This is a genomic window from Cellulosimicrobium cellulans (assembly GCF_007679345.1).
Lineage (GTDB): Bacteria > Actinomycetota > Actinomycetes > Actinomycetales > Cellulomonadaceae > Cellulomonas > Cellulomonas cellulans_A.
This window is the reverse complement of record NZ_VEGH01000006.1, coordinates 213,065-224,272: the sequence shown is the minus strand read 5'-3', so window position 1 is coordinate 224,272 and position 11,208 is coordinate 213,065. Positions and strand designations below refer to the sequence as shown.

The following is an 11,208-nucleotide window of genomic DNA, read 5'->3' as shown; positions in this document are numbered from 1 at the left end:
CCCCGACTCTACGGTCCGCGCCGGGGCGCGCACGGGCACCCCGGTGGTCCGGCGGGTGAACCCCCGTCGACGGCGACGTCAGGCCGTCAGCCAGGTCCGGAGCGCGTCGTGGCACAGCCCGAGCTGGGCGACCGGCAGCCGCTCGTCGTCCTTGTGCGCGAGCAGCGGGTCGCCGGGGCCGAAGTTCACGGCGGGCACCCCGAGCGCGGAGAACCGGGCGACGTCCGTCCAGCCGTACTTGGGCGCCGGCGCGCCGCCGGTGACGCCGAGCACCGCGGCGGCGAACTCGGCCGCCGCCGGGTCGTCCAGCCCGGGGCGGGCGCCGGCGGCGGAGTCCGTGACCACGACCTCGAAGCCCTCGAACAGGTCCCGGACGTGCGCCTCCGCCTGCGCCTCCGAGCGCGACGGGGCGAACCGGTAGTTCACGGTGACGACGCACCGGTCCGGGACGACGTTGGTCGCCACGCCGCCGCTGATCAGCACGGCGTTCAGCCCCTCGCGGTACACCAGGCCGTCGACCTCCACCGACGCCGGCTCGTACGCCGCGAGGCGCGCCAGCACCGGCGCCGCGCCGTGGATCGCGTTCACGCCGGTCCAGGCCCGCGCCGAGTGCGCCGCGACGCCCGGCACCCGGACCTCGGCGCGCAGCGTGCCGTTGCAGCCGCCCTCCAGGCCCGCGTCGGTCGGCTCGCACAGCACGGCGAAGTCGGCGGCCAGCCAGTCCGGGTGCTCCCGGGCGATCCGGCCCAGGCCGTTGAGCGAGGCCTCGACCTCCTCGTGGTCGTAGAACACCCACGTGATGTCCCGCGTCGGCTCGGTCAGCGCCGCCGCGAGCGCCAGCTGCACGGCGACGCCGCCCTTCATGTCGACCGTGCCGCGGCCCCACAGCACCGCGTCGGCGCCGGCGCCCTCGAGCCGGGTCGGCAGGTTCGCGGGGTCCGTGGTGACCGGCACCGTGTCGATGTGCCCGGCGACCACGACCCGGGACGACCGGCCGAGGTGCGTGCGCGCGACCACGGCGTCGCCGTCGCGCAGCACCTCCAGGTGCGGGTACCCGCGCAGGGCCGCCTCGACCGCGTCGGCCAGCGCCGCCTCGTCGCCGCTGACGGAGGCGATGTCGCAGATCGCGGCGGTGAGCGTCGTGAGGTCGGCGGTCAGGTCCAGCGGGGTGGTCGTCGTCACGCCCGCGACCCTACCCGCGGACGACCACCCCCTCGCCGACGGCCCCTAGGCTGGACGCCATGACCGACCGCACCGCCTGGGCATGGGGCCTGGCCACCGTCACCGGCTCCGCCACGCTGGACGCCTGGTACCCGGAGCCCGCGCTGGGCGAGGTGCCCCCCGCCGCGGAGTGCCCCGAGGAGCTCGCGGCCCTGGTCACGGTCGACGCCGCCCGCGGGGTCCGGACCGAGACCGTGCTGACTGTCGTGGACCTGGACGCCGAGCCGGTCGACACCGCCGACGCCTACCTCCGGCTGCACCTGCTGTCCCACCGGCTCGCGGCGCCGAACACGCTCAACCTCGACGGCATCTTCGCGGTGCTGCCGAACGTCGTCTGGACGGACCACGGCCCGTGCGCGGTCGACGGCTTCGAGCTGACCCGCGCCCGGCTGCGCGCCGCCACCGGCCGGCCGGTCACGGTCCTCGGGGTCGACAAGTTCCCGCGCATGGTCGACTACGTCCTGCCCGACGGCGTGCGGATCGCGGACGCCGACCGGGTCCGGCTCGGCGCGCACCTCGCCTCCGGCACCACGGTCATGCACGAGGGCTTCGTGAACTTCAACGCGGGCACCCTCGGCACGTCGATGGTCGAGGGCCGCATCTCCCAGGGCGTCGTCGTGGGCGGGGGCAGCGACATCGGCGGCGGCGCCTCCATCATGGGCACCCTGTCCGGCGGCGGCCGCGAGCGGGTGTCGATCGGCGAGCGCTCGCTGCTCGGCGCCAACGCCGGCCTCGGCGTCTCGCTCGGCGACGACTGCGTCGTGGAGGCCGGCCTGTACCTGACGGCCGGCACCAAGGTGACCCTGGTCGGCGAGACCGGCGACGACGGCGCCCCGCGCGTCGTCAAGGCCCGCGAGCTGTCGGGCTCCGACGGCGTGCTGTTCCGCCGCAACTCGCTCACCGGCGGCGTCGAGGCCGTGGCCCGCACCGGCACCGGCATCACGCTCAACGCCGCCCTGCACGCGAACTGACGCCGTGTCCCGCCGCCGCAGCACGGCCTCGCGCCTCGGCTGCGCGGCGCTGGCCGCCCTGGCCCTGCTGGCCGGGGCGGTCGGCGCGGTGGTGTGGGCCCTCGGCGGGACCTCCCCCGCGCCCGCGTCCCGGCGGTGCACCGCGACCGTCGGCGGCACGGCGTGGGCGCTGTCCGCGGACCAGGCCGACAACGCCGCGCTCATCGCCGCCACCGCGGCGCAGCGCGGGCTGCCGGCCCGTGCCGTCACGATCGGGCTCGCCACCGCGCTGCAGGAGTCCCGGCTGATCAACATCGACTACGGCGACCGGGACTCGATCGGGCTGTTCCAGCAGCGGCCCTCGCAGGGCTGGGGCACGGTCGAGCAGATCATGGACCCGGTGTACTCGACCGGGAAGTTCTACGACGGCCTGGTCGCGGTGCCGGGGTACACCGAGCTGCCGGTGACCGAGGCGGCGCAGGCGGTGCAGCGCTCGGGGTTCCCGGACGCGTACGCCCAGCACGAGGGCAGGTCCCGGGCGTGGGCGTCGGTGCTCACGGGCTGGACCCCCGCCGCCGTCGACTGCGACCTCGACCCGGCGGAGCCCGGCGACGTCGACGCCGTGGCCGCGCGCGTGCAGCGGGACTTCGGCGGCGCGGTGTCCGCGGCGGTCGACGCCTCCGCGGACGGTGCGTCGGGCCCGGTGGTCGTGCTGGACGTGGCGGGGCTGACCGCGGCGACCGGCGGCGACCCGGCGCGCGCCGCCTGGTCCGTCGCGCAGTGGTCGGTGGCCGCGGCCCAGGCGCTGGGCGTCGACGCGGTCGAGGTGGGCGACAGCCGGTGGGACCGCGCGGGCGAGGGCTGGACCGCGGGCGGCGCCGCGGCGGACGCCGCCGCTGCCCCCGAGGGCACGGTCGCCCTCACCCTCGCCCCGGCCCCCTGACCCCGCCCGTCGAGATCGGTGGTTCCCACCGAGATCGGTGCCTGCAGCCACCGATCTCGCGCGGAACCACCGATCTCGCGCGCACCGGCGCGTCAGCGGAGGGCCGCGAAGGCGGTGATCTCCTCCCGGAGCTGCTCCGCGAGCTCCGCCAGGCCGGCGCCCGAGCCCGCGCCGCCGCCCGCCGCGGCCGCGACCGCCTCGACCTGGTCCGACATGCCGGCCACGATCTCGTCGATCCGCCCGATGGCCCGTCCGGCCTCGTCCGCCACCGCCTGGGCCTCGGCGACCTGCCGCGCGATGTCGTCGGACCGGCCCGCTGAGTCGTCGGCGAGCGCCCGGACCTCCTCGGCCACGACCGCGAAGCCGCGTCCCGCCTCCCCCGCCCGCGCGGCCTCGATGGTCGCATTCAGCGCGAGCAGCCGGGTCCGGCTGGCGATCGCCTTCACCAGCCCCGCCGCCTCGTCGATCTGCCCGGACGTGTCGGCGAGCTCCCGGACCGTCGCCCGGGAGTCGCGCGCCGCGGACGTCGCCTGCTCCGCGGCGGCCCCCAGCGCGGCGGCCGACGACGCGAGCCGCTGGGCGCTCTCCGCCACCCGCTCGGCCACGGCGACCAGCCGCTCGGCGAGCTCGGCCCGCTCCGCCCGGTCCCGGGCGGTGCGGGTCGCGGCGCTCTCCAGCCCGGCGCGCGCGCCGTCGATCCGGGCGGCGCCCTCGCGGAACGCCCCGGGCAGGCCGCGGCGCAGGAACCGGCGGTGGAACCGTCCCTCGCCCGCGGCGGCGAGCGAGGCCTGGGACTCGCGGACGTAGGCGTCCACCAGGTCGGCCAGCCGGTTGAGGGAGTGGCGGGCACGCTGCACCGACTCGTCGCCGTCCAGCGCGGCGAGCCGGCCCTCGAGGTCACCCGCCGCGATGCGGTCGCAGAACGCGGCGATCGCGTCCAGCGCCGCCGCGTTCCCGTCGTCGGGCCCCGCGACCGGCCCCCGGGAGCGGGACCACCGGCGTCCCCGGTCCGGGGGCGCCGGGGCCTCGACCCGGCCCGAGCCCGCCGGCACCGCCGGCGCCCTCGTCGTCGCGGTCACGCGGCACCGCCGTCGGCGTCGTCGCGGCCGGCGAGCGACCACACCCACTCGTCGTACGACAGCCCGGCGTCGTCGAGCGCGGCGCCGAGCACCGCCGCCCCCGCGGCGAGGGCGTCCGGCGTGCTCGGCTGCGCGTCCTCGGCGGCCCGGACCCGGGCGTAGAGGTCGCCGACGGCGCGCTGCGTGGCCGGCGGCACCCACCGGCGGTTGGAGTGGTACCCGACGACCCGCCCGTCCGGCCCGCGCGACGCCGTGACGTGCGCGAGCACCCAGTAGTGCCCGCCGTCCGCCGCGAGGTTCAGCACGTAGGCGAACAGCTCCTGGCCGGTGGGGATGACCTCCCACATCAGCCGGAACACCGCCCGCGGCATGGCCGGGTGCCGGATCAGGTTGTGCGGGCTGCCGAGGATCTCGTCCTCGGGGTACCCGCTCACGCGCACGAACACGTCGTTCGCGTAGGTGACGACTCCCTTGGGGTCGGTCTTGGAGACGATGATCTCCTCGGGCCCGAAGGCCCGCTCGACACCGGTCGGCCGCACCCCGCGTCGCCCCCGCACGGGTCCTGACCGCCGGCCGCTGCCGCGACGGTGCGCGGCCTCAGTGGGCGACATGCCCCCCGGATCGGTCCGAGTCGTCGGGTTCTGACCGGTTCGTCCGACCCGATCCGGGGGAAGCGCTCGCCCGGTCGGGCGGTGCTCCCGTCAGCGGTCCTCGACCGGGACGAAGGTCCGCTCCGGCGAGCCCGAGTACACCTGGCGCGGGCGGCCGATCTTGGTCGTCGGGTCCGTCATCATCTCGCGCCACTGCGCGATCCAGCCGGGCATCCGGCCGAGCGCGAACAGCGGCGTGAACATGCGCTCGTCGAAGCCCATCGCCTTGTAGATCAGGCCCGTGTAGAAGTCGACGTTCGGGTAGAGCTTGCGCGAGATGAAGTACTCGTCGGACAGCGCGATCTCCTCGAGGGCGCGCGCGATGTCCAGCAGCTCGTTGTCCTTGCCGAGCGCGGCGAGGACGGCGTCGGCGCTCTCCTTCACGATGGCCGCGCGCGGGTCGTAGTTCTTGTAGACCCGGTGCCCGAAGCCCATCAGCCGGACGCCCTGCTCCTTGTTCTTGACCCGGCGCATGAACTCGGTGGCGTCGCCGCCGTTCGCCTGGATCTCGGCGAGCATCTTGAGCACGGCCTCGTTGGCGCCGCCGTGCAGCGGGCCGGACAGGGCGTTGATGCCCGCCGCGACCGAGGCGTACAGGTTGGCGTGGCTCGACCCGACGATGCGCACGGTCGACGTCGAGCAGTTCTGCTCGTGGTCCGCGTGCAGGATGAGCAGCTTGTCCAGCGCGCGCACCACCGTGGGGTCGACGTCGTACTGCTGGTACGGGACGGCGAACGTCATCCGCAGGAAGTCCTCGATGTACCCGCGCGAGTAGTCCGGGTAGAGCAGCGGCTCGCCGCGGGACGTGCGGTGCAGGTAGGACGTGATGGTCCGGGTCTTCGCCAGGATGAGCACGGTGGCCAGCTCGACGGTCGCCGGGTCGAACGGGTCGAGCGACTCCGGGTAGAACGTCGGCAGCGCGTTGATCGCCGACGACATGACGGCCATCGGGTGCGCGCCGGACGGGAAGGTGCCCATGAACGTGCGGAAGTTCTCGTGCACGAAGGTGTGCCGGTTGATCCGCTCGACGAACGCGTCGAGCTGGTCCGCCGTCGGCAGCTCGCCGTTGATGAGCAGGTAGGCGACCTCGAGGAACGACGACCGCTCGGCGAGCTGGTCGATCGGGTACCCGCGGTAGCGCAGGATGCCCGCGTCGCCGTCGATGTACGTGATCTGCGACTCGCAGGACGCCGTGTTCATGAAGCCGGGGTCGACGGTGACCAGGCCGGTCTCGCGCAGCAGCGACGACACGACGACGCCGTCGTTGCCCTCGGTCGCGCGCACCACGGGCAGGTCGTGCGGGGTGCCGTCGACGACCAGCTGGACAGGCTCGGTGGTGACGTCGGACATGGCGCTCCTCCTCGGGCGGTGTGCGGGGCTCGGACCTCGGTCCGGTCCGCGAGGTCGTGCAGGTCAGGTTGCCGGCGGCCGCTGCGGTGCGGGCGCGCGCCACGGGGGTGGCTCGGCCTGCGACGAGGCTACGTGCCGTCCGCGGGCGGAACCATCCCGGGAGCGACGCGAGACGCTGTGACGAGAGTCACACGCCCGGTCGCAGGCGGGGAACCGCCACCGGGCCCGTGCGCCCTCAGCGCGCGTCGACCGCCGCGAGCCGCGCCGCCGCGGCGGCGATCCGCTCGTCCGTCCCGGTGAGCGCGACGCGCACGTGCCGCGGTGCGCCGTAGAACGACCCGGGCGCGACGAGGATCCCCCGCTCCGCCAGCCGCCCGACGGTGGCCCAGCAGTCGTCGTCGCCCTCGGCGGGACGGGCCCAGAGGTACAGGCCCGCGGCGGACCGGTCGACCACCAGCCCGGCGGAGCCCAGCGCCCCGAGGAGGGCGGTGCGGCGCGCCCGGTACCGCTCGCGCTGCTCCGCCACGTGCGTGTCGTCGCCCAGGGCGACGGCCATCGCGGCCTGCACCGGGGCGGGCACGATCATGCCGACGTGCTTGCGGGTGGCGAGCAGGTCGGCGACGAGCGCCGGGTCCCCGGCGGCGAACGCCGCCCGGTACCCCGCGAGGTTCGACTGCTTGGACAGGGAGTACAGCGCGAGCAGGCCGGCGACGTCGCCGCCGGTGACGCGGGGGTCCAGCACGCTCGGCACGCCGTCGGTCGCCCACGGCTCGTCCCAGGCCAGCTCGGCGTAGCACTCGTCCGAGGCCACGACGACGGGCCGGCCGGTGCGCGCCGCGGCGGCGCGGGCGGCCTCGACCACCGCGCGCAGCTCCTCGACGCCGAGCACCCGGCCGTCCGGGTTGCCCGGCGAGTTCAGCCACACCAGGCGCACCCGGTCCCCGTCCGGGCCGGCGAGCAGCGCCGCCGGGTCGTCGGTCGCGACCGGCTCGGCGCCGGCCAGCCGGGCGCCGACGTCGTAGGTCGGGTACGCCGCCGCGGGGTGCGCGACCAGGTCGCCCGCGCCCAGGCGCAGCAGCGCGGGCAGCAGGGCGACGAGCTCCTTCGACCCGACCGTGGGCAGCACGCCCGCGGGGTCGAGGCCCGGGACGCCCCGGCGCCGCGCGTACCAGGCGACGACGGCCTCGCGCAGCGCGGGGGTGCCCCACGTCTGCGGGTAGCCCGGCGCGTCGGCGGCGTCGGCGAGCGCGCGGCGCACCACGTCGGGCGTCGGGTCGACCGGCGTGCCGACGGACAGGTCGACGATGCCGTCCGGGTGCGCGCGTGCCCGGTCGCCGTACGCCGTCAGGGTGTCCCAGGGGAAGTCCGGCAGCGCGCCGGTGTGCAGGCCCACGCGCCTACTCCCCGTGCACCTGGAGCGGCAGCGTCGCGATGACGGGGTGGTCCTTCTCGATCACGCCCATCTTGGCGGCGCCGCCGGGCGAGCCCAGGTCGTCGAAGAACTCGACGTTCGCCTTGTAGTACTCGCTCCACTGCTCGGGGACGTCGTCCTCGTAGTAGATGGCCTCGACGGGGCACACCGGCTCGCAGGCGCCGCAGTCCACGCACTCGTCGGGGTGGATGTACAGCGACCGCTTGCCCTCGTAGATGCAGTCGACCGGGCACTCCTCGATGCACGCCTTGTCCTTGACGTCCACGCAGGGCTGGGCGATCACATACGTCACGGTGTCCTCCACGCGCCCCGGCCTCGGCGGTCGGGCGCGGTCCGGGTCGGCTCGGGCTGGCTGCTCCTAGTATCGCTCACCTGCGCACGACCGGCGCAGCAGGGCGCGACGAGACGGGGACGACACGTGACCAGCGACGACGCGAGGCCTGCGGACCGCCCGGCGGACGGGGGTCGCGCCGCGGCCCCGTGGCGCGCCTGGCGGGCCGGCCAGCGGGTGGTCGTCCGGCGCCGGCTGCCGCCGGGCGAGCCGCAGCCCTACACCGACGTGCTGGGCGACCTGGTGGCCGTGGACGACGACGGCGTCACCGTCCGGACCCGCCGGGCGGGCGACGTGCGGGTGCCCGGTGCCGAGATCGCGCTCGGCAAGGTCGTCCCGCCCGCCCCGGAGCGCCGCCCACGGCGGTGAGCCGGCGCGCGGCCCGGGGCCGGGCGGTCCTCAGCCCGCCGGCGGCGCCGAGGCCGGGTCGGGCCCGCAGACCACCTTGTTCTGCGCCTTGTAGGTCCAGGTCGACGGCTCGACCGCGACGACCTCGCCGTTGAGCTTGATGGTCCGGGTGTTGGTGATCCGGAAGCCCGGGTTGCCCGCGGACTGCGGCGAGCAGGTCGCGGACTGCGAGTACACGGTGGTCGGCTGCACGACGTTGGTCTTCGGCCCGGCCTCGGTGGTCACCTCGAAGTACGGGGTGCTCCAGATCTTCACCCACGTCTTGCCGTCCGCGACGTACGCCTGGACCAGCGCGCCGTAGGGGGTGGTGTTCTTCCACCGCATGTCGAGCGTGCCGGTGAACAGGGTCGCCTCGCGGCCGGCGGGGTACCGGGTGAACCACTCGGAGTGCGGCTTGTGCTCCACGTCCTCCATGCCGGCGAAGTACGCGGCGTTGTACGTGGTCGTCGACAGCTGCGACAGCCCGCCGCCCCACGCGTCCGTGTGCTCGCCGCTGACGATCGCGCCCGCGGTGGTGAAGCCGTGGGCGGCGTCGATCGGGCCGAGGGCGTCGGTCAGGCTGAACGTCTCCCCCGGCCGGACCAGCGTGCCGGAGATGGCGGCGGCGCCGGCGGCGATGTTCTGCGTGCGGCGCGGCTCCGACGTCAGCGGCGTCGAGAACTCGGAGACGACCTGCGTGACGCCGAGGGCCTGCAGCGCCTCGGTGGTCTGCGCCGGGTCGGAGGCGACGAGCTCCACGGCCGCGTCCCGCTGGTCGGCCTGGGTGGCCTGCGCGACGGCGGCGGCGAGGGCGGCGGGGTCGAGGGTGGTGCCGGGGGTGCCCGGCACGATCACCGGCGCGCCGTCCTGGAACTCGAAGCGCGCGTCCGAGGCGGTGGTGAGCAGGTTCGTGGAGCGCGCGAGGACCGCCTCGACCAGCGCGGCGCCGTCCATCTGCAGCACCAGGTCGGAGTCCTGCGGCACCATCGACGCGGCGGCGCTCAGCACGTCCACCGGCAGCTCGACGGTCTGGCCCGCGACCTGCACGGCGACGGGCGCCGCCACGACCCGCGACGCGACGTCCTGCAGCGCGCGGTCGGTCTCCTCCTGGGTGATGTCCGGGGCGACCACCTCGGTGGCGAGCTCGAGCGGGCGCGCCGCGGTGAGCCACGTGCCGGTCAGGGTCGCGCGGGCGGCGTCCTCGTCCAGCGCCCAGCCGTCCTCGGCCGCGACGGCGTGCGCCTCCCCGTCCGCGAACGCGATCGACCCGTCGACCGGCGCCAGGGTGAGCGTCCCGGCGAGGGCCTCGACGGCCGCGTCGAGCGCGGCGTCGTCGACCGCGGTGACCGGCTGCTCGGCGCCGCCGCCCACCACGTGCCGCCACAGCCGCTGCGGGCGCAGGTCCGCGCCGGTCAGCCGGTCGACGGTGGCCGCCGCGTCGAACGTCAGGCCGGCCGTCGCGGGGTCGACGGTGCCGGACATGTCCTGCGCGCTGACCGGCACGGGCTGCACGGCGAGACCGCCCAGCTCGTCGGTCAGGACCTGCTCGGCGCGGTCGGCGGACATGCCGCCCACGGCGACGCCCGCGACGGTGGTGCCGCGCGGGACCCGGTCGGCCAGGGCGAAGGACGCACCGACGTAGGCGCCCGCCAGCAGCACGACCACGCCGCCGACGACGAGCGTCGTGCGCAGCCAGCGCCGCGGCCGCTCGGGCTCGAACTCGTCCAGCGGGGACCACGACTCCTCGGGTCCGTCGCCGTCCACGACGGGCTCGGTGCCCTCCGCGCTGCCCTTCGCCATCCAGGTTCCCCCTCGCGAGTGCGCGGCACCGGGATCAGGGCACCGCGACCGCCGATTCTACGGCCGCAGCCCGGTTCCGCCCCGGGTCCCTGTCCCGCTTTCGACCGGTTCACAGGTCACGACTTCGCAACGGCGCCCGCGCCGGTCAGCGCAGCCCGCGCACCCGCCGGCGCAGGTGGACGAGCGAGCCGGCCCCGGGATCGCCCTCGCGCGACTCGAGCACGTCCGCGAGCACCACGTCGTGGTCGCCCGCGGGGACGATCTGCGCCGTCCGGCACTCGAACCAGGCGGCCGCGCCGGACACCCACGCCGCACCCGACCGCGGCGCGGCGACGTGCGGCACCCGGTCCAGCTGGCCCACCGCGGGGCGTCCCGGCGAGGCGAGCCAGTCGGCCACCGGCGCCTGGTCGTCCGCCAGCACGCTGACCGCCCAGGTGTCGACGTCGTCCAGCGCGTCCCGCAGCCGCGCGTCCTGGTGCACGCACAGCAGCAGCATGGGTGGCTCCAGCGACACCGAGGTCAGCGCGGAGGCCGTCATCGCGTGCTCGGTGCCCTTCCAGCGCACCGCCACCACGACCACCCCCGCGGGCAGCCGGCCCATCGCGGCCCGGAACGCGTCCGTGGCCGCGGCGGACCCGGGCGCGGACCCGTCGCCGTAGAGCGGGTCGACCTCGGTCACGGGGCGCTCGGGCGGCGGCGCAGCGGCACGTCCGCGAACCAGCGGCGCGGCGCGAGCGACACGGCGAGGGCCACCGCCAGCGCGCCGAGCGCCCACGTCCAGCCGAGGGCGGCGTCCCCGCCCGGCACCAGCACGTCCCCGCCCGGGCCGAACCCCGACAGCACCTGCACGCTGCCGAACAGCCCGACCAGGAGCCCGACCGAGGCGACCCAGCCGCCCCAGGCGCGCACGGTCACGGCGGCGGCGAGCACCAGCAGCAGGCAGACGACCACGCCCCAGGGGCGCACCGAGCGGTGCATCACGGTGCCGACGGTCCCGACCAGGACGCCGAGCAGCAGGGCGCCGAGGGCGCGGAGGACCATCCGGGTCGACAGGGGCTGCACGCG

At 76.1% G+C, this 11,208-nt stretch carries 12 protein-coding genes; 3 read left to right on the top strand and 9 right to left on the bottom strand.

Annotated features, from left to right (window positions below; all coding sequences use genetic code 11):
* Nucleotides 1-78 precede the first annotated feature (78 nt).
* A complete protein-coding gene (gene dapE, locus FS882_RS10225) occupies nt 79-1,182 on the bottom strand; it encodes a succinyl-diaminopimelate desuccinylase (protein WP_158372947.1) in 1,104 nt (367 codons plus the stop codon).
* 59 nt (nt 1,183-1,241) lie between these two features.
* On the opposite strand from dapE, the gene dapD reads away from it, so the two are divergent.
* Together dapD and FS882_RS10215 are read left to right on the top strand one after the other, a co-directional pair.
* Entirely contained in the window at nt 1,242-2,192 is a 951-nt protein-coding gene (gene dapD / locus FS882_RS10220) for a 2,3,4,5-tetrahydropyridine-2,6-dicarboxylate N-succinyltransferase (RefSeq protein ID WP_158372946.1), read from the top strand.
* Nucleotides 2,193-2,196: 4 nt separating this feature from the next.
* Nucleotides 2,197-3,114: a hypothetical protein gene (locus FS882_RS10215; protein ID WP_158372945.1), complete on the top strand. Its 918-nt coding sequence runs from the start codon at nt 2,197-2,199 to the stop codon at nt 3,112-3,114.
* Between the two features lie 92 nt (nt 3,115-3,206).
* On the opposite strand, the gene FS882_RS10210 is transcribed toward FS882_RS10215, so the two are convergent.
* From FS882_RS10210 to fdxA, 5 genes are all read right to left on the bottom strand, one after another.
* A complete protein-coding gene (locus FS882_RS10210; RefSeq protein WP_222848186.1) occupies nt 3,207-4,193 on the bottom strand; it encodes a methyl-accepting chemotaxis protein in 987 nt (328 codons plus the stop codon).
* Nucleotides 4,190-4,732 carry a PAS domain-containing protein gene (locus tag FS882_RS10205; protein ID WP_262348200.1) on the bottom strand — a complete coding sequence of 181 codons (543 nt, stop codon included), beginning with the start codon at nt 4,730-4,732 and terminating at the stop codon, nt 4,190-4,192. The genes FS882_RS10210 and FS882_RS10205 overlap by 4 nt, the downstream gene beginning before the upstream one ends.
* A gap of 162 nt (nt 4,733-4,894) precedes the next feature.
* Entirely contained in the window at nt 4,895-6,193 is a 1,299-nt protein-coding gene (locus tag FS882_RS10200) for a citrate synthase (protein ID WP_158372943.1), read from the bottom strand.
* Between the two features lie 235 nt (nt 6,194-6,428).
* Nucleotides 6,429-7,586, bottom strand: a complete 1,158-nt coding sequence (gene dapC / locus FS882_RS10195; protein ID WP_158372942.1) for a succinyldiaminopimelate transaminase — start codon at nt 7,584-7,586, stop codon at nt 6,429-6,431.
* 4 nt (nt 7,587-7,590) lie between these two features.
* Nucleotides 7,591-7,917, bottom strand: a complete 327-nt coding sequence (gene fdxA, locus FS882_RS10190) for a ferredoxin (RefSeq protein WP_147795850.1) — start codon at nt 7,915-7,917, stop codon at nt 7,591-7,593.
* 126 nt (nt 7,918-8,043) lie between these two features.
* Here fdxA and FS882_RS10185 point away from each other — a divergent pair, with 126 nt between their 5' ends.
* Complete coding sequence (locus FS882_RS10185) at nt 8,044-8,325, top strand: hypothetical protein (RefSeq protein WP_262348199.1); 282 nt, start codon at nt 8,044-8,046, stop codon at nt 8,323-8,325.
* Nucleotides 8,326-8,355: 30 nt separating this feature from the next.
* Here the strand turns inward: FS882_RS10185 and FS882_RS10180 are convergent, their stop codons facing one another.
* From FS882_RS10180 to FS882_RS10170, 3 genes are all read right to left on the bottom strand, one after another.
* Nucleotides 8,356-10,143 carry a VanW family protein gene (locus tag FS882_RS10180; protein WP_158372941.1) on the bottom strand — a complete coding sequence of 596 codons (1,788 nt, stop codon included), beginning with the start codon at nt 10,141-10,143 and terminating at the stop codon, nt 8,356-8,358.
* A 145-nt stretch (nt 10,144-10,288) separates the two neighbouring features.
* Nucleotides 10,289-10,822, bottom strand: a complete 534-nt coding sequence (locus tag FS882_RS10175; RefSeq protein ID WP_262348198.1) for a flavin reductase family protein — start codon at nt 10,820-10,822, stop codon at nt 10,289-10,291.
* Nucleotides 10,819-11,205 carry a hypothetical protein gene (locus FS882_RS10170; protein WP_158372940.1) on the bottom strand — a complete coding sequence of 129 codons (387 nt, stop codon included), beginning with the start codon at nt 11,203-11,205 and terminating at the stop codon, nt 10,819-10,821. Before FS882_RS10170 ends, FS882_RS10175 begins: the two co-directional genes overlap by 4 nt.
* Nucleotides 11,206-11,208: the final 3 nt, after the last annotated feature.